Annotated in this window: 21 protein-coding genes; 12 read left to right on the top strand and 9 right to left on the bottom strand. The window is 68.6% G+C overall.

The features are described from left to right. The 3 genes from CUR96_RS05420 to CUR96_RS05410 all read right to left on the bottom strand — a co-directional run. A partial coding sequence (locus CUR96_RS05420; RefSeq protein WP_348639564.1) for a biotin/lipoyl-containing protein occupies positions 1-697 on the bottom strand: 697 nt, incomplete at its 3' end. A gap of 68 nt (positions 698-765) precedes the next feature. Beyond that, positions 766-2,139, bottom strand: a complete 1,374-nt coding sequence (lpdA, locus tag CUR96_RS05415) for a dihydrolipoyl dehydrogenase (protein ID WP_102192234.1) — start codon at positions 2,137-2,139, stop codon at positions 766-768. Positions 2,140-2,141: 2 nt separating this feature from the next. Continuing rightward, on the bottom strand, positions 2,142-3,617 hold the full coding sequence (locus tag CUR96_RS05410; RefSeq protein ID WP_102192233.1) for a leucyl aminopeptidase: 1,476 nt from the start codon (positions 3,615-3,617) through the stop codon (positions 2,142-2,144). Positions 3,618-3,731: 114 nt separating this feature from the next. Here CUR96_RS05410 and CUR96_RS05405 point away from each other — a divergent pair, with 114 nt between their 5' ends. The 6 genes from CUR96_RS05405 to CUR96_RS05380 all read left to right on the top strand — a co-directional run bounded on the left by CUR96_RS05405 (position 3,732) and on the right by CUR96_RS05380 (position 9,905). Next, positions 3,732-4,673, top strand: coding sequence for a PAC2 family protein (locus tag CUR96_RS05405; protein WP_102192232.1), 942 nt, complete (start codon positions 3,732-3,734; stop codon positions 4,671-4,673). Between the two features lie 167 nt (positions 4,674-4,840). Further along, on the top strand, positions 4,841-6,097 hold the full coding sequence (locus CUR96_RS05400) for an RNA polymerase sigma factor (RefSeq protein WP_102192231.1): 1,257 nt from the start codon (positions 4,841-4,843) through the stop codon (positions 6,095-6,097). Then, a complete protein-coding gene (locus tag CUR96_RS05395) occupies positions 6,097-7,413 on the top strand; it encodes a MurT ligase domain-containing protein (protein WP_180968942.1) in 1,317 nt (438 codons plus the stop codon). Before CUR96_RS05400 ends, CUR96_RS05395 begins: the two co-directional genes overlap by 1 nt. Continuing rightward, the gene (locus tag CUR96_RS05390) at positions 7,410-8,168 is read left to right on the top strand and encodes a glutamine amidotransferase (RefSeq protein ID WP_102192229.1); all 759 of its coding nucleotides are present in this window, start codon (positions 7,410-7,412) and stop codon (positions 8,166-8,168) included. Before CUR96_RS05395 ends, CUR96_RS05390 begins: the two co-directional genes overlap by 4 nt. 1 nt (position 8,169) lies before the next feature. Next, positions 8,170-8,868, top strand: coding sequence for an alanine racemase (locus CUR96_RS05385; protein WP_245861086.1), 699 nt, complete (start codon positions 8,170-8,172; stop codon positions 8,866-8,868). Then, entirely contained in the window at positions 8,865-9,905 is a 1,041-nt protein-coding gene (locus CUR96_RS05380; protein WP_102192228.1) for an alanine racemase, read from the top strand. The genes CUR96_RS05385 and CUR96_RS05380 overlap by 4 nt, the downstream gene beginning before the upstream one ends. Before the next feature lie 4 nt (positions 9,906-9,909). On the opposite strand, the gene CUR96_RS05375 is transcribed toward CUR96_RS05380, so the two are convergent. After that, positions 9,910-10,128 (bottom strand): DUF7455 domain-containing protein, encoded by a 219-nt coding sequence (locus tag CUR96_RS05375; protein WP_102192227.1) that lies wholly within the window; start codon positions 10,126-10,128, stop codon positions 9,910-9,912. Between the two features lie 183 nt (positions 10,129-10,311). Here CUR96_RS05375 and CUR96_RS05370 point away from each other — a divergent pair, with 183 nt between their 5' ends. Continuing rightward, entirely contained in the window at positions 10,312-12,390 is a 2,079-nt protein-coding gene (locus CUR96_RS05370) for a DNA topoisomerase IV subunit B (protein WP_102192226.1), read from the top strand. 12 nt (positions 12,391-12,402) lie between these two features. On the opposite strand, the gene CUR96_RS05365 is transcribed toward CUR96_RS05370, so the two are convergent. From CUR96_RS05365 to CUR96_RS05355, 3 genes are all read right to left on the bottom strand, one after another. Further along, the gene (locus CUR96_RS05365; protein ID WP_102192225.1) at positions 12,403-13,227 is read right to left on the bottom strand and encodes a TrmH family RNA methyltransferase; all 825 of its coding nucleotides are present in this window, start codon (positions 13,225-13,227) and stop codon (positions 12,403-12,405) included. 66 nt (positions 13,228-13,293) lie between these two features. After that, a complete protein-coding gene (locus tag CUR96_RS05360) occupies positions 13,294-14,127 on the bottom strand; it encodes a MerR family transcriptional regulator (RefSeq protein ID WP_102192285.1) in 834 nt (277 codons plus the stop codon). 84 nt (positions 14,128-14,211) lie between these two features. Next, positions 14,212-15,423 (bottom strand): glycosyltransferase, encoded by a 1,212-nt coding sequence (locus CUR96_RS05355; RefSeq protein ID WP_102192224.1) that lies wholly within the window; start codon positions 15,421-15,423, stop codon positions 14,212-14,214. Between the two features lie 102 nt (positions 15,424-15,525). On the opposite strand from CUR96_RS05355, the gene CUR96_RS05350 reads away from it, so the two are divergent. The 5 genes from CUR96_RS05350 to CUR96_RS05330 are packed head-to-tail and all read left to right on the top strand — an operon-like array spanning position 15,526 to position 20,481. Continuing rightward, positions 15,526-16,521 (top strand): NAD-dependent epimerase/dehydratase family protein, encoded by a 996-nt coding sequence (locus tag CUR96_RS05350; RefSeq protein WP_102192223.1) that lies wholly within the window; start codon positions 15,526-15,528, stop codon positions 16,519-16,521. Next, a complete protein-coding gene (locus CUR96_RS05345) occupies positions 16,518-17,312 on the top strand; it encodes an MBL fold metallo-hydrolase (protein ID WP_146008123.1) in 795 nt (264 codons plus the stop codon). Before CUR96_RS05350 ends, CUR96_RS05345 begins: the two co-directional genes overlap by 4 nt. Then, positions 17,312-18,619 (top strand): F390 synthetase-related protein, encoded by a 1,308-nt coding sequence (locus tag CUR96_RS05340; RefSeq protein ID WP_102192221.1) that lies wholly within the window; start codon positions 17,312-17,314, stop codon positions 18,617-18,619. Before CUR96_RS05345 ends, CUR96_RS05340 begins: the two co-directional genes overlap by 1 nt. Beyond that, the gene (locus CUR96_RS05335) at positions 18,603-19,538 is read left to right on the top strand and encodes a 3-oxoacyl-ACP synthase III family protein (protein WP_102192220.1); all 936 of its coding nucleotides are present in this window, start codon (positions 18,603-18,605) and stop codon (positions 19,536-19,538) included. The genes CUR96_RS05340 and CUR96_RS05335 overlap by 17 nt, the downstream gene beginning before the upstream one ends. A 25-nt stretch (positions 19,539-19,563) precedes the next feature. Beyond that, on the top strand, positions 19,564-20,481 hold the full coding sequence (locus CUR96_RS05330) for an arginase family protein (RefSeq protein WP_102192219.1): 918 nt from the start codon (positions 19,564-19,566) through the stop codon (positions 20,479-20,481). On the opposite strand, the gene CUR96_RS05325 is transcribed toward CUR96_RS05330, so the two are convergent. Together CUR96_RS05325 and CUR96_RS05320 are read right to left on the bottom strand one after the other, a co-directional pair. Further along, the gene (locus CUR96_RS05325; RefSeq protein ID WP_102192218.1) at positions 20,478-21,020 is read right to left on the bottom strand and encodes an AAA family ATPase; all 543 of its coding nucleotides are present in this window, start codon (positions 21,018-21,020) and stop codon (positions 20,478-20,480) included. The two genes, CUR96_RS05330 and CUR96_RS05325, sit on opposite strands and share 4 nt — an antisense overlap. Beyond that, a complete protein-coding gene (locus CUR96_RS05320; RefSeq protein ID WP_102192217.1) occupies positions 21,020-23,461 on the bottom strand; it encodes a DNA gyrase/topoisomerase IV subunit A in 2,442 nt (813 codons plus the stop codon). The genes CUR96_RS05325 and CUR96_RS05320 overlap by 1 nt, the downstream gene beginning before the upstream one ends. Positions 23,462-23,484 lie beyond the last annotated feature (23 nt).

Genomic DNA, 23,484 nt, shown 5'->3' with positions numbered 1-23,484 from the left:
CCTCGGCGGCGGGTGCCTCGGGAGCGGCTGCCGGGGCGGCACCCGACCCGACGCGGGCGAGGACGGCGCCGACGGCGACGGTCTCGTCTTCGCCGGCGACGATCTCCTGCAGGACGCCGGCGACCGGCGACGGGATCTCGGTGTCGACCTTGTCGGTCGAGATCTCGAGAAGCGCCTCATCAACGGCGACGGTGTCACCGATCTGCTTGAGCCAGCGAGTGACGGTGCCCTCGGTGACGCTCTCGCCAAGTTCGGGGAGCACGATGTCGGTCGCATCGCCGGCCGGTGCGGCCGGAGCGGCCTCGGCCGGAGCCTCGGCGGCGGGTGCCTCGGCGGCGGGTGCCGGTGCTGCCTCGGCTGCCGGTGCTGCTTCTGCCTCCGGTGCTGCTTCTGCCTCCGGTGCTGCCTCGGCCTGCGGAGCGGCGGCTTCCGGAGCATCCGCTGCCGGTGCTGCACTCGATCCGTCGCCGATACGGGCGAGCAGTGCGCCCACCTCGACGGTCTCGTCCTCGGCGACGAGGATCTCCTCGATCACACCGCTGACGGGCGAGGGGATCTCGGTGTCGACCTTGTCGGTCGAGATCTCGAGCAGGCCTTCGTCCGCCTGCACGGTGTCTCCCACCTGCTTGAGCCAGCGGGTGACCGTACCCTCTGTGACGCTCTCACCGAGAGCGGGGAGGACCACGGATGTGCTCATGACGGAGTCTCCTTCAGGAAGTTGTATGACGCTTGTCTAGCTTAGTGACCTGGTTGGCCTGTTGGTGTTCAGAGGGCGTGCAGCGGTTTGCCCGCCAGGGCGAGGAAGGCCTCGCCCAGTGCCTCGCTCTGCGTGGGGTGCGCGTGGATCAGAGGAGCGATGTCCTCCGGGTGCGCCTCCCAGGCGACGGCGAGCTGGCCCTCGGTGATGAGTTCGCCGACGCGATCGCCGAGCAGGTGAACCCCGAGGATGGGGCCGTCCTTGAGGCGGACGACCTTGACCAGTCCGCCGGTGCCGATGATCTCGCTCTTGCCGTTGCCCGCGAGGTTGTACTCGTACGCGACGACGTTGTCCGCCCCGTGCTCGGCGACCGCGGCCTCCTCGGTGACGCCGACGGAGGCGACCTCCGGGCTCGAGTACGTGACCTTGGGGATCTGCACGTCGGGGATGTTCGCGGGCGAGAGACCGGCGATCCGCTCGGCGACGGCGATGCCCTGCTGGAAGCCGCGGTGGGCGAGCTGCAGGCCGGGAACGATGTCGCCGACGGCCCAGACACCCGGAACGGCGGTGCGGAGATCCTGATCGACGGTGACGAAGCCACGGTCCAGGGTCACGCCGGCCTCTTCGAAGCCGAGGTCGGCCGTCACCGGACCGCGCCCGACGGCGACGAGAAGGTAGTCGGCGGTGAACTCCTTGCCGTCTTCGAGCGCGACGGTGACGGACGACTCGTCCTGCGTGGCGGTCTGGAACCGCTTGCCGAGGGAATACTGGATGCCGCGGCGGCGGAAGGCGCGCTCGAGGCCCTTGCTGAGGGCGATGTCCTCGTTCGGCACCAGGTGCGGCAGCGCCTCGATGATCGTGACCTCGGCTCCGAACGAACGCCACACGCTGGCGAACTCGACGCCGATGACGCCGCCGCCGAGGATGAGGACGCGGTCCGGGATGACATCGAGTGCGAGCGCGTGCTCACTCGTGAGGATGCGGCCGCCGATTTCGAGGCCGGGCAGTGTGCGGCTGTACGAGCCGGTGGCGAGGATCACATCGGTGCCGACGTACACGTCGTCGCCGACGGCGACGCTGCGGTCCGCCTGCAGACGGCCGAGTCCGGGAACGGTGGTGATGCCGCGCGCTTTGACCAGGCCCTCGAGGCCCTTGAACTTCTTCGCGACGATTCCCTCGCGGTAGGCCCGGACGCCCGCCGGGTCGATGCCCTCGAGTGTGGCGGTGATGCCGACGTGCGCGGCATCCCGGATGTGCTCGGCGACCTCTGCCGCGTGCAGGAGCGCCTTGGTGGGGATGCAGCCGCGGTGCAGGCACGTGCCGCCGACCTTGTCCTTCTCGATGAGGGCGACGGTCTTGCCGAGCTCGCTGGCTCGGAGGGCGGCGGCGTAGCCGCCGCTGCCTCCGCCGAGGACGACGATGTCGAAGGTGTGCGTGGTCATGGTCATGCCTCCGTGTGGGATGCTGCTTCGGCGAAGGCGATGATCGATCGGACCATAGCCCCCGTGGGGCCCTTCTCGGTGAAGCCGTACGGTGCTCCGCTGTGTTCGCTGGAGCCCGCGATGTCGAGGTGCACCCACGGGATGCGTGGGGCGTCGTCGTCGGTGGATGTGCGTCCGACGAAGCGGCGCAGGAACAGGCCCGCGTACAGGGCCCCGCCCATGCGGTCGCTCATGTTCACGTTCTGCAGATCGGCGATGGGGGAGTCCATCGCCTCCTCCATGTGTGCGGGCAGCGGCATGTGCCAGGCCGGTTCGTCAGCGGCGTCGGCGGCCGCGAGGAATCGGGCGACGGTCTCGTCGTCGCCGAAGACTCCGGTGAGGCGGTGCCCCAGGGCGGCCACGATGGCTCCGGTGAGCGTCGCGACGTCGATGATGACGTCCGGGTTCTCGCGGCTGGCGGCGACGAGCCCGTCCGCCAGGACCAGCCGGCCCTCGGCATCGGTGTTCAGCACCTCGACGGTCGTGCCGTCGAGGATCCGCACCACGTCACCGGGACGGATGGCCCCGCCCGAGGGCATGTTGTCGGTGATGCCCAGCCATGCGGTCACGCGCACCGGAAGCCCCAGCGCGGCGATCGCGCGCAGCGCGGCGAGACTGGTGGCGGCACCCGCCATGTCGAACTTCATGCCGACCATCGAGGCCGCCGGCTTCAGGGACAGGCCGCCGGTGTCGAACGTGATGCCCTTGCCGACCAGCGCGATGTGCTGGACGGCGTCGGCGGGGGAGTACTCGAGCCGGACCAGGCGAGGCGGGCGCTCCGACCCCTGGGCGACGCTGAGGATGCCGCCGAAGCCCTGGTCCGCGAGCGCCTTCTCGTCGAGGATCTCGACGGTCACGTCGAGGTCTGCCACGCTGTCGGCCGCGCTCTGCGCGAGCTGTGCGGGACTCTGCCATTCGGCGGGGACGAAGACCAGATCCTTCACCAGCGAGACGGCGTCGCCCACCGCATTGGCACGAGCGACGGCCGATTCATCGAGATCGGCGTGCAGGATGACCGCTGCAGCGCGCGGCTTGCCCTTCTCCGCCTTGTAGTTTTCGAAGCGGTAGCCGCCGAGGACGGCGCCTTCAGCCGCAGCATCCGCGAACTCCTCCAGCCCGGGAGCAAGAGCCAGCGAGACGGTCTCGAACCCGGTCAACGAGCGGAATGCCGTTCCGACGGCGTTCCGCACCGCGGCGGCGTTCGGCGTCTTGCCCGCGCCGACGACCGCGAACGGAAGGGTGGTCACGTCCGGCGCGTGCACGCGCACGAACGAAGAGGCGGAACCGGTGAAGCCGATGGCCTCGAGCGGCTCGGCGAGACCGCTGAAGGCGGCGATGGCCTCGGCCGATTCGGAGAGATCGGCGACGACCAGCACTGCGGCATCTGCGGTGCTTCCGGGGAACAAGTCGGGCGTGTGCGAGAGCACGGGAAGCGTCATATCTCCATCCTAGGGATTGCGCACGCCTGGGAGCGCGAGAGGTGGCGGCCGCGTGTTCGCTCTCAGCATGACCGGTCGAGGCCCCGGACGGACGGCGCCTCGTAGCATGGTCCTATGCCCCTTTCCGGAGACCTCTACGAACGTGTCGCGAACGCACCGACTGTGCCGCGCGGACTCCCGCTGGTGATGCTCCTGACCGGGTTCACGGATGCCGGGAGCGCCGTCTCCGGCCTCATCGACCACCTCCGCGAAACGACCTCGCCGCAGCCGATCGTCGTGTTCGACAACGACGTGCTGCTCGACTACCGCGCTCGGCGCCCGGTGATCGTCTTCGAGCAGGACCACCTCACGGAGTTCCGTCCCGCGCGTCTCGAGCTCTCCCTCGCCACCGACGCGCTCGGCCAGCCGTTCCTGCTGCTGGCCGGATACGAGCCGGACTTCGCCTGGAACGCATTCGCGAAGACGATCCTCGATCTGGCCGCCGATCTCGAGGTGTCCGGGCTCAACTGGGTGCACTCCATCGCGATGCCGGTGCCGCACACCCGCCCGATCGGCACGACCGTCAGCGGCAACCGGCGTGAGCTCACGGTCGCGCACTCCGTCTGGCGTCCGCGCACCCAGGTGCCGGCGACCGCGGGCCACCTGCTCGAGTTCCGTTTCGCCGAGCGCGGCGACCGGGCAGTCGGCTTCGTGCTGCTGGTGCCGCACTACCTGGCCGAGACCGAGAATCCGGATGCGGTGATCACCGCCGCCGAGCGCCTGATGGCGGCGACCGGACTCGTGCTGGTCATGGACGACGTGCAGGAGCGCCGCGAGGATTACCTGGCACGCGTCGACGAGCAGGTCCTCGGCAACGACGAGCTGCAGCAGATGGTGCACACCCTAGAGCGGCGCTACGACGCGTACATGGCCGGTCGCAACCCCGATGACGACTCCTACGACGACGGCGGGTTCAGTGAGCGCGATCTGCCGAGTGCGGACGAACTGGCCGCGGAACTCGAGCGGTACCTCGCGACCCGGCCGTTCGGCGACGAGGACAAGCCCGGCCGGAGCTGACCCGATTCCGACGAACTTCGCCGGAATGCGCTCGCTCCGTCTCACGTGTGCGATACTAGGACTCTGACCCGTTGTCAATCGTTCTTTCCGGAGAACGGACTTGACAAGGGTCTTACTAGTGTCCGAAATGTCCCGGGGCGGATCCGCAGCCCCGTGAAAGGCGAAACGTGACTCCTGCCACGACCAACAAATCCCGGACGAAGAAGACCGCTGACGAGCCCGAGCTCGACGCCGCAGCGGAGAAGGCGCCCGAGACGAAGGCCGCCGCCGACAAGCCGGTGGCCCAGACTGCGGCGAAGCGCGCGGCGGCGAAGCGCGCTCCCGTCAAGAAGAAGAAGGCCGACGACATCGTCGAGGACGATGAGGTTCCCGCCGCTGCAGCCAACGACGTCGATGACGACGACGAGGACAGCAAGCCGAAGTTCACCGAGCCGCTGCCCACGGGCGCGATCGTCATCTCGTCGAACGACGATGAAGACGTCCCGGTCTACTCCACCCAGATCACCGGCGCCACCGCCGACCCGGTCAAGGACTACCTGAAGCAGATCGGCAAGGTCGCGCTGCTGAACGCGGCCGAAGAGGTCGAGCTCGCGATGCGCATCGAGGCGGGCCTGTTCGCCGAGGAGAAGCTGTCGACGATGTCGAACGCCGAGCGGACGAGTCAACTCGGACTCGACCTGCAGTGGGTCGCCCGTGACGGCCAGCGCGCCAAGAGCCACCTGCTGGGCGCCAACCTGCGCCTCGTCGTCTCGCTCGCCAAGCGCTACACCGGTCGTGGGATGCAGTTCCTCGACCTCATCCAGGAGGGAAACTTGGGCCTGATCCGTGCGGTCGAGAAGTTCGACTACACCAAGGGCTTCAAGTTCTCCACCTACGCCACCTGGTGGATCCGTCAGGCGATCACCCGCGCCATGGCCGACCAGGCGCGCACCATCCGCATCCCGGTGCACATGGTCGAGGTCATCAACAAGCTCGCACGCGTGCAGCGCCAGATGCTGCAGGACCTCGGTCGCGAACCCACCCCGGAAGAGCTCAGCCGCGAGCTGGACATGACTCCGGAGAAGGTCGTGGAGGTGCAGAAGTACGGCCGCGAGCCGATCTCGCTGCACACCCCGCTCGGCGAAGACGGCGACAGCGAGTTCGGCGACCTCATCGAGGACACCGAGGCCGTGGTTCCCGCAGACGCCGTGGGCTTCACCATGCTGCAGCGTCAGCTCGAGCAGCTGCTCGACTCGCTCTCCGAGCGCGAGGCCGGCGTGATCCGCATGCGCTTCGGCCTGGGCGACGGCCAGCCCAAGACGCTCGACCAGATCGGCGACACGTTCGGGGTCACGCGCGAGCGGATCCGTCAGATCGAGTCGAAGACCATGGCGAAGCTGCGTCACCCGAGCCGCTCGCAGTCGCTTCGGGACTACCTCGAATGATGACGGGCGCACCTCAGGCGCGCTCCGCAGGCATCCGCTACGTCTTCCCGGTTCTGGCCGGGAAGCTGGCTCGATTCGCGACGCGTCTGCGGGGCGGCGGTTCGGCGTTTCCCGGGTATCTGACGAACAAGCTCTCTCCGTCGCTGCTGCCCACCCTGGCTGATCAGTTCCGGTACGGGGTGGTGTTCGTGCTGGGCTCGAACGGCAAGACGACCACCACGCACATGATCAGCGAGGTGCTCCGCGCACACGGCCTGACGGTGTTCACGAACCCGACAGGGGCGAATCTGCCGCAGGGGGTCACGAGCGCGCTGCTGGCCGACGCGACCCTCACCGGCCGCATCCGTGCGGATGTCGCCGTGCTCGAGGTCGACGAGGGCTACGCCGCCGATCTGGCGGATCAGCTGTCACCGGCGGTCATCCTGTCGCTGAACGTGCAGGTGGACCAGCTGTACCGCTTCTACGAGACCGAGCGTGTCGCCGACATGATGCTGGACGCCTCCACGCGGGCATCGGGTCATGTCGTCGTCAATCGCGACGACCCGTATCTCAGCAAGATCGACACGACGTCGATGCGCGGAGAGGTCTCCTTCTTCGGTGTCTCGCCGGAGCTGGTCGCCGCCTCCGCGCACGGTCTCGCCAATGCGGCGGACACCCGCAGCGGCAACACGGGCACGCTGGCGCGTGACGCGTTCGCCGAGGTGCTCAGTGCGCAGGGACGCTCGGTCGCGGTCCGCGTCGGCGATGCGGAAGCGGAGATCACGCTTCCGGCACGCGGACTGCACTACGCGGCGGATGCGGCTGCCGCACTCACCGTCGCGGCACGGGTGCTCGGCTCAGACTTCTCCGCCTCGAAGGCGGCGACCGGGTTCGCCCGGATGGCACCGGCCTATGGGCGCGGCGAGGTCATCCCGCTGCGGCGGGATCCGGCCGGCGAGCAGGTCGAGTTCGTGATGTTCAAGAACGCGCCGAGCCTGCAGATGAACCTCGACGCACTGGACGGATCCCCAGAGCGAGCCCTCATGGCCATCGACGAGGGAACCCCCGACGTCTCCTGGTTGTACGACGTGGACTTCGACGCGCTCCGTCGAGTGGATGTCGTCACCGGTGAGAAGGCCAGCCAGCTCGCGCTGAGTCTCGAGCACGCCGGCGTCGAGATCGGAGTCGTCGAACCCGACATGGAGAAGGCGGTCGCGTTGATGCGCGCGCTGGATCCGGCGCCGTCCGGACGTCAGACGTGGTTCGTCAACTACGAGCTGATGATGATCGGCCGGAAGCTGCTCGGTCACGGAGACCAGGAGGTTGCACGCCGATGAGCGAATCTGTGCGTATCGTCCAGCTCTATCCCGTCGAGCTCGGCATCACCGGTGATCGCGGGAACGTCCGCGCACTGCAGGTGCGTCTGGAACGCGGCGGGGTCGCTGTCGAGGTGCAGCGCGTGGGCACTGGCGACGCGATTCCCGCCGACACGGACATCCTGATCTTCGGCAACGGGCCGCTGTCGGCGATGCGCGGCGTGATCGACGACCTGCGTGATCGTGCCGCCCAGCTGGAGAGCTTCGTCGACGAAGGCGGTTCGCTGCTCGCCGTCGGCGGTTCCGCCGAGCTGCTCAGCGAACGAGTGGAGCCGCTCGAGGGCGATCCCGTCGCCGGCCTCGGGATCTTCCCGTTCACGGTTCAGCGCACGCGCGAGCGCAAGGTGGGATACGTCATCGTCGACACACCGGACGGGCGGGTCATCGGCTTCGAGGATCACGCTTCGCGGTGGTCGCTCGGAAACGGTGCACTGCCGTATGGAACGGTCTCCGCCGGCCGCGGCAGCTTCGAGCATGCCGGCTCGCGCGGTGAGATCGTCCGCCGGGGCCAGGCCTTCGCCACCAACGTGCAGGGGCCGGTGCTGCCGCTGAACCCGCGCTGGACCGATGCCATTCTCACCTCGGTGACGACCCGCCGCGGCATCGAGTGGGCGCCCGGCGCGGCCCATGCGCCGCTGGACGAGCACGCAGACGGCGCGCGCGCCGCGATCGAGCGGCTCGTGCACGGCAAGGACATCAGCTCGATCGGGCTCTGAGGTGACGGGCAGCAGTGCGATTCCGCGGGCGGTGATCTCGCGCTCCGCTCTCACCGCAGCCGCCGCGGCGGCCATGGCGGACGGCGGCAGTGTCGCCGATCTGCGTCGTGACGCCTGGGGGCACGGCATCCTGTCGGTGGCCCATGCCGCCCTCTCAGCCGGCGCGTCGGCCGTCCTCGTCGACTCCGAGGACGAGGCGGATGCGCTCGGAGCGGAGGGCATCAGGGCGACCGTCGATGGCGAGGCCGACATCGACTCCCGCATCCTCTACGGGCTGCCGGATGCGGAGGGGCAGCTGATCACCCGACCGGTGCTGCGGCTTGCCGGACGGGTGCTCTCCACGAAGCGTCTCCTGGCAGGTGAGGCCGTCTCCTACGGCTACACCCACCGCGCCACAGAGGACACGACGGTGGCGCTGGTCTCAGGCGGATACGCGCAGGGGATCGTGCGCGCATTGGGCAACCAGGTGCACGTCGCCGTCGACGGCGAGCAGCGCCCTATCGTCGGGCGGGTCGCGATGGACGTGTGCGTCGTCGATCTCGGTGGTCGCGATGTCGCGGTAGGCACCGAGGCGACCTTCTTCGGAGGACCGGGGTCCGCCGCGCCGGCGCTCGCGCGGTGGGCGGCCGTCACCGGTTTCACCATCGCGGAACTCGTGACCGTGACCGGAACACACGCCGAGCGGGAATGGGAAGCATGAATCGGCCGAGCCTGCAGATCTCCCGTGCGCAGTTCCGCACGAACATCGACGCGGTGGAGCGGCGGATCGCGCCGTCGACGCTGATGCTCGTGATGAAGGACGACGCGTACGGCCACGGCCTGACCTGGGCGGTGGAGGATGCCGCCGATGCCGGCGTCACCTGGTTCGGCGGCTACGACATCGGCACGGCCCTGCGCATCCGCCGTGCTCTCGCCGGCCCGCAGCGGATTCTCGCGTGGGCGACCTCGACCGATGATGAAGTCTCCGAGGCGCTGCTGCACGATATTGATCTGGGCATCGGCACGCATGGGTACCTGCGACGGGTGATCGCTGTCGCAGGATCGCTCGGACAGCGGGCGCGCGCGCACCTGAAGATCGACACGGGGTTGCGTCGCAACGGTGTCCTCCCGGCGGAGTGGAGTGCTTTCGTCGCCGAAGCCCGCGCGGCGGAGGACGCGGGGTCGCTGGAACTAGTCGGCGTGTGGAGCCACCTCGCGGAGGCCAGCGACGCGGAGGACGACGACGCTCAGCAGGTCTTCCTCGCCGGAGTCGAGGCGGTTCGCCGCGCCGGCGGAGCACCGGAACTCCTGCACCTGACCGCATCCGCCGCCTCGTGGTGGCGCCCTGAGCTGCGTGGCTCTCTGTCGCGGATCGGGGCGTTCTGCTACGGCATCCGCTCGGCGGACGGGCCCGAACTCGAGGGGATCCGCCCGATCGCGACCCTGACCGCCTCAGTGATACGAACTGATGACGACGGCGATGCCGTTCTCTCGATCGGCAGTTTCGACGGCGTGCCGTCGACCCTCGCGGGGATCGAGGTCGGCACTCCTGCCGGCCCGCGCGTGCTGCGGCGCATCGATGCGACGACCTCGGTCGTCGCGGGGTGGGCGGGCGCGCAGCCGGGGGACCGGGTCAGCGTGTTCGGTCCTGGAGATCAGGGAGAGCAGAGCGCGACGACGCTCGCAGAGCGGATCGGCACCGTCGGCGAGGAGATCCTCACCCGGCTGACGCCGCGGGTGCGGCGCACGGTCATCTGACGGATCAGACCGCGTCGATCAGGCGAGCGGTCTCGTCGTGCCAGCTCGTGGCGATGCTGCGAAGCTTCTCTTCGTACTTGCGGCCGTGGTGGGCGCAGAAGAGCAGTTCGGAGCCGTTGACCTCGGCTGCGATGTACGCCTGAGCGCCGCATGAATCGCAGCGATCCATCGCGGTCAGGCGGAACTCGATGACGGAGGCCTCACGTTCGGTCGTAGCGTTCATCTCGGTGCCTCCTCGGGTATGGGTATTCATTGCTTGAATGTGCTCAATACAACCACGCCACGGCTGTACACATGCCCGGATCACGGCGTGTTTCGCTCAGCGCGTACGGCATCCGGCACGGCTGCATCACGGTGGGGAGTGTCTGCAGGGCTGGAGGGCGCGTCGAGAATAGAATCGTTGATTGTGACCGCCGAGTATTCCGCCCATCATCTCCAGGTGCTCGAAGGGCTCGAAGCGGTCCGCAAGCGTCCCGGTATGTATATCGGCTCGAACGGCTCGCCCGGGCTCATGCACTGCCTGTGGGAGATCATCGACAACGCCGTGGACGAGGCCGTCGACGGCAACGGCGACCGCATTGTGATCATCCTGCATGCCGACGGCAGCGTCGAGGTGCACGACCGCGGCCGCGGCATCCCCGTCGACGTCGAACCCCGAACCGGTCTCAGCGGCGTCGAGGTGGTCTTCACCAAGCTGCATGCCGGCGGCAAGTTCGGAGGCGGCTCCTATGCCGCATCCGGTGGATTGCACGGTGTCGGCGCCTCCGTCGTGAACGCGCTCTCGGAGCGACTCGACGTCGAGGTCGACCGTGGCGGCAAGACCTACGCGATGTCGTTCCACCGCGGTGAGCCCGGCAACTTCAAGGATTCGGGCGAGAAGCGCCCGGATGCACCGTTCTCGCCGTTCGAGGACAAGAGCGAACTGCGGATCGCCGGCAAGGCGGCCAGGGGAGTCACCGGAACGCGCGTGCGCTACTGGGCCGACCGGCAGATCTTCACGAAGGATGCGGCATTCCAGCTCACCGATCTCGAGACGCGCGCCCGTCAGACCGCGTTCCTCGTGCCAGGACTCGAGATCGTCATCAAGGATGAGCGCGGTGAGGAGCCGAACGAGAAGTCGTACCGCTACGACGGCGGCATCGCGGAATTCGTCGAGTACCTGGCCACGGACGCACCGGTCACCGACACCTGGCGCATCCAGGGCGAAGGCTCCTTCAAGGAGACCGTTCCGGTCCTGCAGGCCGACGGGCACATGATCGCCACCGAGGTCGAGCGTGTATGCGCGGTCGACATCGCCCTGCGCTGGGGGACGGGCTACGACACCACGTTCCGATCCTTCGTCAACATCATCGCCACGCCCAAGGGCGGCACGCACCAGCAGGGCTTCGAGCAGGAGCTTCTGAAGGTGCTGCGGACGCAGGTCGAGCAGAACGCGCGCCGGCTCAAGGTCGGCAACGACAAGCTCGAGAAGGATGACATCCTCGCCGGCCTCACCGCCGTGCTCACCGTGAATGTTCCCGAACCTCAGTTCGAGGGCCAGACCAAGGAGATCCTCGGTACTCCGGCTGTCCGTCAGATCGTCGCGCAGGTCGTCCGCAAGGAGCTGGGCGAGCGGTTCAGCTCGACGAAGCGCGACGACAAGAGCCAGGCGACGCAGCTGCTCGACAAGATCGTCGCCGAGATGAAAGCCCGCGTCTCGGCCCGCGCGCACAAGGAGACGCAGCGCCGCAAGAACGCGCTCGAGTCGTCAACACTGCCCACGAAGCTCGTCGATTGCCGCACGAACGAGGTCGACCGCAGCGAGCTCTTCATCGTCGAGGGCGACTCGGCACTGGGAACGGCCAAGAACGCCCGCAACAGCGAGTTCCAGGCGCTGCTGCCGATCCGAGGCAAGATCCTCAACGTGCAGAAGGCCTCGGTCGGAGACATGCTCAACAACACCGAGTGCGCCTCGATCATCCAGGTGATCGGCGCGGGCTCGGGGCGCAGCTTCGACATCAGCGCCGCGCGCTATGGCAAGGTCATCCTGATGAGCGACGCCGACGTCGACGGCGCGCACATCCGCACGCTGCTGCTCACGCTGTTCTTCCGCTACATGCGGCCGCTCATCGAGGACGGGCGCGTGTACGCGGCTGTCCCGCCGCTGCACCGCGTGATCGTGATAAATCCCGGATCCAAGCCGAACGAGACGATCTACACGTACAGCGAGCAGGAGATGCACGCGCTGCTGGCGAAGCTGCGCAAGTCGGGCAAGCGCTGGCATGAGCCGATCCAGCGCTACAAGGGCCTCGGCGAAATGGACGCGGAGCAGTTGGCGAACACGACGATGGACCGCGGCGGCCGTCTGCTGCGCCGGGTGCGCATGGAGGATGCCGAGGCCGCAGGGCGCGTGTTCGAGTTGCTCATGGGCAACGAAGTCGCCCCACGGCGCGAATTCATCATCGACTCGTCCGACCGACTCTCCCGCGAGGCCATCGACGCCTGATCTGGGCGGCAGTCAGCGACTCCGGTGCTCGTACAGGGCGATTGCCGCTGCCACCGAGACATTCAGAGACTCGGCGTCCTCGGTCATCGGGATGGCGTATCGCTTCGTTGTGACCGTGTCGAACTCGGCAGAGACGCCTGCACGTTCGCTCCCGAGGACGATGGCGACGCGGCCCGGGAGGGTGCGGACCCGGCTCAGCGGTTCCGTGGCGTCTGCCGAGAGCGTCACCACGGCGATGCCCTCCTGCTTGAGGAAGGCCTCGCATTGCGCGTGGCTCGCGATGACGACCGGAGTGGCGAACACCAGACCCCGGCTGGCCCGAACGAGGCGGCGATCCAGCGTCGAGAGCAGGCCGCTGCCGATCAGTACGACTCCGGCCGCGCCGAGTGCACAGGCCGTGCGCGTGATGGCGCCGATGTTCCCGACGAGCTGTACGCCGTCGAGCACGATGACATCGCCCTCGGCGCCGCTCAGGTCGCGGAGAACTGGTGGCTTCGGTGCATGCGCGAGGGCGAAGAACCTCGTGCGCCTCTCCTTTCCGAACAGCGCGCGGGCAGCGGCGTCGGTGACGATGTACACGGGCACGTCACCGAGGTGCGCGAGCGAAGGGAAACCCTCGCCGATCGTCGACTCCGTGACGTACAGGCTCTCCAGCTCGATCCCGCATCTGATCGCCTGCGCGATGTTCTCCTCGTCATCGATGACGAACATCGTCGGCCGTCGAGACCGGCTGCGCAACACGTCCGCGATCCGTCTGAGGCGCGGATGACCGGCCCTGTCCAGGGTCTCCACTTCTGCCGATCCGCGTCGGTCTCTCGTGATCGTCGTCTCTGCCATGACCGTCAGCCTGCGCCCTGACGCGACGTGAGGGTCAAGCCCGCGCGTCGAGGAGCGCGCAGCAGATCATTCCCAGACGGCGTTCTCCGGGTCGACGCCATGACGGCTGGCGTTGGCGTCGATCACGGCCTTGAGCCAGGCGGCGAATCCGGGACTGACGGCGTCGAAGCGGGTCAGGAACCGGGGATCCTGCACGTAGTGCTGAGCGATGCACACATGCATGGAATGACTGCAGGAGAACAGCCGACCGATCATCGCGCGGTGCTGTTCGGCGAGGGCGTTCGCGGTGTCGCTGCCAGGTGCCAGCCCCGAGTCCTTCGCCTCAGCGAGCGCCGCGTAAAGCGCCAGGCCCTCGTCATGGATGCGCCCGCGCTCGATGTCGGAGAGCATCGCGGCGTTCTCTGCGAACTCGCTCCACTGCTCGGAGTCGCCCCAGCGTTCGTGCGCTTCATCGGCCCAGTCCGCACGCCATCCGCGGCCGAAGATCTCCGCCTGCTGACGGGCCGAGAGTCCGGACCCCGACTCACGAGAGGCCAGAATCCGGCTCACACTGTCCGCCATTCGTCGCAGGCCGGCGATGCGTTCCTCGAGGAGTTCTCTCTGCCGGGCGAGCTGTGCGGTCTCGTCGACGGTGGGGTCATCGAGAAGCGCGGCGATCCGGGTCAGGCTGAAGCCGAGCTCACGGTAGATGAGCACCCGGTGGATGCGCGCGACGTCGGCCTCGGAGTAGGTGCGGTAGCCGGCGATGGTCCGATCGTGGGGGCTGACGAGCCCGATCGAGTCCCAATGGTGCAGCGTCCGGACGCTCACCCCGACGAGCGCGGCGACCTCGCCGACGCCGAACTGCTCCGAGGGCGCCGGAGGCTCAGCCGTCGCGGAGGATCGAAGCCATGGGGTCATCGACTCGGGTGCGTTCACATTCGATCGGGAATCCACATTCCTCTCCGTACTCTTCACCGTCGACTCGTCCAACCATTCTCCCAGTCAGCGACCGACGGCTGCTTCGTAGACCGCGAGCAGCGCGCCGAGATGTGCGTTCTGGGCGACCGCCGGCCGATGTGCGATCGCGGCGCCGCTCATCTCGCGGATGAGCCCGGGGGACTCGCGCAGCCGCGACAGCGCGGAGACGAGACCCGCGGCATCCGGGGTGTCGCAGACGAGGTGTCCGCGCTCCGGGAGCATCTCGGCCAGGTCGGGATCGGCCACGACCACCGGAAGCCCGGAGGCGATCGCCTCGAGCAGAACCATCGGCTGATTGTCGAAATCGAGTGAGCTCGACACCAGCACGTGGGCGTCGCGCATCGCCTGGATCACCTGGGCCTGCGGGACAGCGCCATGCACGGTGAGACGGCCGGAGGGCAAGGCTTCCACCCGCTCCGTAACCGCAGCACGTGCGATCCCGTCGCCGAAGATGCTCGCGGTGATGCCGCGCACCTGCGCGACCGCGTCGACGAACACCTCCGGTCGCTTCTCCGGTGACACCCGCCCGCACCACATCACCCGCAGCGCCTCGCCGGGCTCGACGGAGCGGGGCACCGGATCGCCGACCGCCGCCAGCACGGAGTCCTCCAGCCCGTTGGAGATCACGGTCACCGGAGTCGACACGCCCTGCTCGAGCAGCTTCTGGGCGAAGTGCCCCGACGGCACGATCACCTGGTGCGCATGGTTGGCCTGGCTCACCATCAGTCGCCACATCCGCCGGGCCGTCCTGGTGCGCGCGTACGGGGCGTCCGGCTTGATCTGCACGTTGCGGTGGCTGAGCAGCCGTCGGTGCATGCCGGCCAACAGCACCGTCGTGATCGCCGGAGCGGGGAGCACGGAACGGGTGTACACGTCGATGCGGCCGTGCATGGTCTGCACGATCGGGATGCCGAGATCTTTCGCGGCGCGGAACCCGGCGAGCGCCGCGAACATCTCGGAGTGCACGTGCACCACCTCGATGCGGCGCGTCCGCAGCTCTTGACGAATGAGATGTGAGGCCGCAGATGGGGTCCATGTGAACGGATATCCGTCAGGCGCGAACCCGCGGGCCGTCGGCAGGCCCACAACGGAAGGGTCGGAACTCGGCGATGTGAGCGGCGAGAACACGGTCACCTCGTGGCCGTCCTGCTCCAGCGCCTCCTTGTGCGCCTTGATCACCGTCTGCACACCACCCAGAGTCGGAAGGTAGTAGTCGGTGATCATGGCGATGCGCACCAGATCACCCTACGGGTCACCACGTCGTCTGCACCCCACGCCGGGGGCGGGGCGCGCGCAGGCATGCGCGGCCGCGTGTGAACCGTGCCCTAGCATCGGAGCATGTCGGCGCCCGCATCCCGTGTGCTCGTGACGGGGGCCAGCGGTTTCCTCGGCGGGTACGTCGTGCGCGATCTGCGCGCCCATGGGCACGAAGTCCTCGCCGCCGGGCGCAATGCGGACGCCCTTGCCGCCGTCGCCGCACCAGAGCATCGGATCGTCGGAGACCTCGCATCGCTCACGCGAGTACGACGAGAGGTGGACGCGGTCATCCACTGCGCGGCTCTCTCCGCGCCGTGGGGACGGTGGCGGGCCTTCCAGGAGGCGAACGTCGACGGCACCGCGCACGTCGTGGAGTTCGCGCGACGCAACGGCGTTCGCCGGATCGTGCACGTGTCGTCACCGAGCGTGTACTCCGCGGCCAGGGACCGGCTGAACATCCGCGAAGACGATGTCGACACCGGAAACCGCCTCAACGGCTACATCCGCTCCAAGATAGCCGCCGAAGCACTGCTGCAACGTGCGCTCCATGACGGCGATGTCGCGGAGCTGATCATCATCCGACCCCGCGGTCTGATCGGCGTCGGCGACCCGAGTCTTCTGCCACGGCTGCTGGATGTGCACCGCCGCGTCGGCGTGCCGCTGTTCGACGGCGGCGACAATCTCATCGACGTCACCGCCGTCGAGAACGTCGCGATGGCGCTGCGGCTCGCCCTGACGGCGGGGGATGCCGCCGGCGGCGTGTACAACATCAGCAACGACGAGCCCCGCCCGTTCCGCGACCTGCTCGGGGCGCTGCTGCACCTGCTCGGGGAGACCCCGAGGATGCGGCCGATGAACCGCCGTGCGGCGTGGCTTCTGGCGACGACGCTCGAGGGCGTGTGCAGGGCGATCCCCGGTCAGCCGGAGCCGCCTCTCACCCGGTACACCCTGAGCACCATCGCCTTTTCGCAGACGCTCGACCTGACGCGCGCGAAGACGGAGCTCGGCTACCGGCCGGAGGTCGCGCTGGACGATGCGCTCCGTCGCGTCGCCGCACATCTGCGGGTGGCGGCGTGAGCGGCCGGCTTCGTCACTACGCGTGCGGCAGCACCACGCACGATGCCGCTCGGATGTTCCGCGGCGCTCCGCCCGGCATCCGCACCTTCCCCTCCGGAGCGTTCCTCTACGACGGCGACGATGGCCGTCGTGTGCTCTTCGACACCGGTTACGCGACCGGTCGCTGGGACACCGGCTGGCGTGGTGTCGCTTACCGACGGCTGCTCCCGCCGCGGGTGACCGACGACGACGACATCGCGGAGCGCCTCCGTGCGGACGACGTGGATCCGGCATCCGTCACCCATGTCGTGCTCTCGCACCTGCACCCCGATCACGTCGGCGGTGTCCATCGGTTCCCGCAGGCGAACCTCGTCCTCACGGCGGGGCACCTGCGCACCCTCGCCTCGCCGCGCCTTCGTGCCGGCGTCCTGCCCGGGCTGCTGCCCGAGGGGTTCCCCGGGGACGCGCGCATCCTCGGCGACGACGAGTTCGTTCCTCGCACCACGGCAGGTGTCGATCTGCGCGCAGTCGACCTGTTCGGCGACGGGTCGTACCTGGTGGTCGACCTGCCAGGTCATGCCGACGGTCATGTCGGCGCCCTCGTCGAGGGGAAGGTGCTGCTCGCGGGCGACGGGGCGTGGGGGAGAGACCTCCTCGATGCGGCACCGCGGATGAAGGCTCTGCCCCGCGCGGTGCAGCACGATTACGAGACCTATCGGCGAACGGGAGAGGTCCTCACACGGCTTGCCGCCGCGGGGATCCGTGTCGTCTGCAGCCACGATGCAGTGGATGACCGTGAGCTGCTGAGCTGATGTCGAACCTCCGGATCGTCGCCGAGTTCGCCGCCGTGCGGTGGTTCCGGCCGTTGCGCACCCGCGGCGCCGTCGAGCGACGACAACGCCGGCTGCTCCGGCGGCACCTGCGCTTCCTCCGGCGGCACTCCGCCTATTTCCGTGATCTCATCCCCGTGCGTGGAGGCGTCCTCGCCGACCTGCCGTACATGGACAAGAGCGTGATGATGGGGCGCTTCGACGCGATCAACACCGTGGGGGCGCACCGCGATGAGGCTCTGGAACTCGCGATCGCCAACGAGCGCTCCCGGGATTTCGACGCGGACCTCGGAACGAACTCGGTCGGACTCTCCAGCGGCACCAGTGGTCACCGTGGACTGTTCGTCGTGAGCAGCGCCGAGCGGGACGCCTGGGTCGGCACGGTCCTCGCGCGCACGCTGCCGCGCGGGCGACTTCTCGGCCACCGCATCGCGCTGTTCCTGCGCGCGGACAACACGCTGTACGAATCGGTCGGTTCGAGGGCGGTGTCGTTCTCCTACTTCGACGTGCATGCCGACATGACGGCGAACATCGCGCGTCTGCAGGAGTACCGCCCGACCATCCTGGTCGCCCCGCCCTCCGTGCTGCGCCTCATCGCCCGCGCCGCCGACGTAGGACGCCTCGACGCGCGGCCGGAGAAGGTCTACGGGGTCGCCGAGGTGCTCGAGATCGCGGACTCCCATCGCATCCAGTCGTCGCTGGGACAGCCGATGCTGCATCAGCTGTATCAGTGCACGGAAGGGTTCCTCGCGCACACGTGCGAAGAAGGCGTCCTGCACCTGAACGAGGACAACATCATCGTGGAGCGCGAGTCGCTCGGCGAAGGGCGTTTCACGCCGATCGTCACCGACCTCCGGCGCCGTGCGCAGCCGATCGTGCGATACCGGCTCGGCGACGTCCTCAAGGAACGCGCCGAGGCGTGCGCGTGCGGGAGCGCGCTGACTCCGATCGAACGGATCGAGGGCCGCCAGGACGACACGCTCGCGTTCCGCACCGCAGCAGGTCTGACGGTGCCGGTCTTCGCGGACGTCGTCACCCGTGCGCTGCTGTACGCGGAAGGTTTCGACGAGTACCGCGTCGCGCAGACGGGCGACATGCGCCTCGAAGTGTCGCTCGATGTCCTCGACGACCATGCGCGGCAGAGCGTGACCGACGAACTGCATGCGCTGGCCGACCGACTGGGATGCGTTCGACCGGAGGTCGTCTTCACGGCGTACCGGCACGACCCATCGGTGAAGCTGCGCCGAGTGACGCGGACCTGGAGGAGAACCGATGACGAGAAGCTGTGAGATCGCGGGCTGGGGCACGGTGCTCCCGGAGCGAGTCGTGCGGTTCGGAGATCAGGTGCGCTACCGGATCGAGGACGGCGTCTCACATCTGGACATGCTCGCCAGGGCGTGCGAACGGGCGCTGGAGAGCGCCGGCATCAGTGCGGACGACGTCGATCTGGTCCTCGGCGCCTCGGCTGCCGGCATCCAGCCGATTCCCTGCACGGCGGCGCTCGTGCTCGAGCGGCTGACCCTGACCGGATACGCGGCGGCCTTCGACGTGAACTCCACCTGCACGAGTTTCATCACCGCGCTCGATGTCGCCTCCCGCTATCTCGACGCCGGCGACTACGAGACGATCCTCGTGGTCTCCGGCGACGTCGGAACCCGGTTCCTGAACCCGGAGCAACCCGAGAGCTTCGAACTGTTCAGCGACGCCGCGGCGGCCGTGGTGCTCCGTCGCTCCGACGACCCCGGCCGGGGCGTCATCGGCAGCCTGCAGCAGACCTGGCCTGCGTATGCGCACGACACCGAGATCCGCGGCGGGCTGTCGCGTTCCCCGGCACAGGCGTTCGCAGTCGCCGATCCGGCCGACTATCTCTTCGACATGAACGGCCGGCGCGCCCTCCTGGGCATGATGCGGGTGCTTCCCGCGTTCTTCGAGCGCTTCCATCAGCGGATCGGCCTGTCCCACGACGACGTAGCGCTGTGGATCCCGCACCAGGCGTCCGCCGCTCTCGGTCCCATGCTCGATCGTCTCGGGATCCCCGCAGACCGCCGCGTCGACGAGGTGATGACTTACGGGAACATGGTGTCGGCGTCGGTGCCGTTCATGCTCGCGAGGGCGCTGGATGCCGGCAGGGTGAGCCGGGGCGACACCGTCGTGCTGTGCGGCACGGCCGCCGGGCTCACCGCCAACGTGCTCGCGCTGCGTCTCTGAGCGCCCAGGCTGCGATGATGGTGCGATGATCGCGCTCGTCTCCGCACCGTCGAACCTCGGGTTGCAACCGCCGGTCGTGGGAGCGGTCCCCGGCGCGGCGAAGGCGCCGGAGGCCCTCCGCGAAGCCGGTCTGCACGAGGTCTTCCACGCTCGGGGCGCCGTCGACGGCGGCGTCATCCTCCCCGGACGATATGTCGACGATGCCCGCCGACGCGAGGGGACGGTGCGCAACCAGGATGCGTTCGTCGATCACGCCCGGCGCCTCGCGCACCGACTGGTCAGGCTGCGCAACGCCGGAGATTCTCCCCTCGTGCTCGGCGGCGATTGCAGCATCGTGCTCGCGGCCGGACTCGCCTCCCGGGTCACCGGCGGTGGTGGCCTCGTGCACGTCGACGGCCACACCGACTTCCGGCACCCCGGCAACAGCGCGGCCATCGGTGCGCTGGCCGGCGAGGACCTCGCGGCAGCCATCGGTCGGCACATCCCCGAGGTCGCCGATATCGACGGCCTGGGGCCGTACTTTTCCGCTGCGGCGACGGCGCACGTCGGATGCCGCTACGACGACCCGCACCTGGCCGAGGTCAGCGAGAGCATCGGACTCACCATCCCCGCCGATCAGATCATCCTGCACGGGTCGTCGCGGGCAGCTGCACGGATCCTGGCGACAGACGGGCTCGATCGCGGCTTCTGGCTGCAGGTGGATGTCGATGTGTTGGATCCGATCCACATGCCGGCCGTCGACAGCCCGCATTCCGGCGGCGTGTCTCCGGAGGAACTCACCGCGTTCCTCGAGCTCGTCGCTCCGCGCGCCTGGGGCGCCTCCATCACCGTCTTCGATCCCGACCTCGACCCGGACGGCACTCACGCCCGTACGGTCGCCGGGATCGTCGCGCAGGGTCTGGCGCATCTCGGCGAGGATTCCGCCGCGCCGGATGCTGTCTAAGCGGGCCTTCGAGCGGCCGGATGCAGAGCATCCGACCACCCCTGCCGGATGGCCGTCACCGTCTCATCGAGCGACCAGTCGCTGGTATCGAGGCGCAGGCCGGGAGAGTCCCACGCGTCCTGATCGGCGCGCAGATGCGACCAGAGGTCCGCGACGTGCTTGTGTCGACCTGCATCTCGGGCGGAGATCACCTCCGGTGAGGCAGTCAGCAGGAAGAAACGCAGCTCGGTTGCCAGGTCCGCGAGATACGCGTCCAGAAGGCCGGGCCAGAGCACGACGTCGGAGATGACGACGTCGAAATCCGCCGCGGCGAAGTTCCGGGCGAGGGCCATGATGTTGTGACGCCGCAACGCGAGCTGCCGCTCGGACTCATCGCCCGGATCATCACCGGGCAGAACGAGCCCCGAGACGATGAAGCTCTCCCCGATGTCATCCGTGTCGAGGTGGACACCACGCTGGAACGTCGAAGCCAGCGTTCGTGCCACGGTCGTCTTCCCGACGCCGGGAAGACCCGAGACGAGCGTGACGGAGCCGGTCATCAGATCAGGGTGCGGCCGATGGAGCCGATGACCGCATCGACCGGCTGGCCCGACGCATCGCGACGTGCACCGGACTCCGGCAGCTTGCGCACGGCTCCGGTCGGGTCGACGGCCTGCGCCGGAGCGGGACCGACCCACGCGACGCTCAGGCGATCCTCGCCCTTCAGGAAGGAGTGCGCACGCACTCCGCCGGTCGCCCGTCCCTTGGCGGGGTACTCGGTGAAGGGCGTGACCTTCGCACGTCCCGCATCAGTGCCGGGGAGGATGCTCTCGGCACCGGAGACGGTGGCGACGACGGCGTCGGTGTCGGCCGGCACGGCGCTGAAGAACAGCACGGATGCTCCGGCGCCGAGCTTGATCCCCGCCATACCGCCCGCCGCCGCACCCTGCGGACGCACGGCCGAGGCCGAGAAACGCAGCAGCTGGGCATCGGTCGTCACGAAGACGAGTTCGGAGTCGTCGGGCGCTTCGGCCGCGCCGACGACCGCGTCGCCCGGCTTCATGCCGATGACCTCGAGGTCGGGGCGGACCGGGAGGGTCGTCGGGACGATGCGCTTCACCGTGCCCTGCGCGGTGCCCAGTGCGATCGGGACGTCGCTGTCGAAACGGACGAAGGCGAGGATGCGCTCCGCGCGATTCGTGATGCCGAGGTAGTCGCGCAGCGGTGTGCCCGCGGCGAGCTGCACCGAGCTCGCCGGAACCGACGGCAGGTCGACGGGGGAGAAGCGCACGATGCGACCGGTGCTGGTGAGAGCTCCGATCTCGGCGCGCACCGTCGCCTCGATGGTCGTCAGGATCGCATCGTGCTTGCTGCGCCGGGCCGGAACAGTCAGTTCCTGCCCTTCGGCGAGGTCCACGCGCACGGCTCGGCCCGTCGTCGAGAGCACGAGCACGGTCGGTGCGTCGGCGATCTGCAGGTCGACGGCGCCCTTGGTCGCGCGCGGCTTCGGAGGAGCCGCGTTCATCAGCAGCGTGCGCCGCGGCGTCCCGTAGGCGTCGGCCGCGGCATCCAGTTCCTTCGCGACGACGGCCCGCAGCAGCACCGGGCTGGCGAGCAGCTCCTGAAGGGTCGCGATCTCGGCCTTGAGCGCGTCGCGCTCGGCCTCCAGCTCGATGCGGGAGAACCTCGTCAGCCGTCGCAGGCGCAGTTCGAGGATGTACTCGGCCTGAAGCTCGCTGAGGTCGAACACCTCGCGCAGGCGCATGCGCGCCTGCTCCGAGTCGTCGGAGGAGCGGATGACCTGGATGACCTCGTCGATGTCGAGGATCGCGATGAGCAGTCCCTCGACCAGGTGCAGTCGCTCCTCACGGCGTGCCAGACGGTAGCGGCTGCGGCGCGTGATGACCTCGAGGCGGTGCGCGACGTAGACGCGCAGCATCTCCTTGAGGCCGAGGGTGCGGGGCTGCCCGTCGACGAGGGCGACGTTGTTGATGCTGAAGGAATCCTCCAGCGGAGTCAGCCGGTACAGCTGCTCCAGCACCGCGTTCGGATCGAAACCGGTCTTGATCCCGATCGCGACGCGCAGGCCGTGATTGCGATCGGTGAGGTCGGTGACGTCGCTGATGCCTTGCAGCTTCTTCGCCTGCACGGCATCGCGGATCTTCTCGATCAGCCGCTCGGGCCCGACCATGTACGGGAGCTCGGAGACGATGATGCCGGTGCGGCGAGGCCCGAGAGGCTCGACCGAGACCTTGCCGCGCACCTTGAAGGCGCCGCGCCCGGTCGTATATGCGTCTTTGACGCCGTCCAGTCCCATGACCACGGCGCCCGAGGGGAAGTCCGGGCCGGGGACGAACTCCATGAGTTCTTCGGTGGTGGCATCCGGGTTCTCGAGCAGGTGCGTCGCGGCCGCGACGACCTCTATGAGATTGTGCGGGGCCATGTTCGTCGCCATGCCGACGGCGATGCCGCTGGCACCGTTCACCAGAAGGTTCGGGAATGCGGCCGGCAGTACCGCCGGCTGCTGGAACTGGCCGTCGTAGTTCGGGACGAAGTCCACGACGTCCTCGTCGAGGTTCTCGGTCAGCGCGAGCGCGGCGGGAGCGAGACGCACCTCGGTGTAGCGCGCGGCCGCCGGGCCGTCGTCGAGGGAGCCGAAGTTGCCATGTCCGTCGATCAGCGGAACGCGCAGCGCGAAGTCCTGCGAGAGGCGTACCAGCGCGTCGTAGATCGCGGTGTCGCCGTGCGGGTGCAGCTTTCCCATCACCTCGCCGACGACGCGGGCGCTCTTCACGTGTCCGCGATCGGGACGCAGGCCCATCTCGGCCATCTGATACAGGATGCGGCGCTGCACCGGCTTGAGCCCGTCGCGCGCGTCAGGGAGCGCACGCGAGTAGATGACCGAATACGCGTACTCGAGGAACGAGCCCTGCATCTCGCTGGACAGTTCGATGTCCTGGATGCGTTCTTCTACGGGCTCGGGCGGCGGGGTCTTCGGCATGTACTTCCTGAGGGCGTGCGGAT

Source organism: Microbacterium aurantiacum (genome assembly GCF_002872075.1).
Lineage (GTDB): Bacteria > Actinomycetota > Actinomycetes > Actinomycetales > Microbacteriaceae > Microbacterium > Microbacterium aurantiacum_A.
This window is presented reverse-complemented; position numbering and strand designations above follow the sequence as displayed.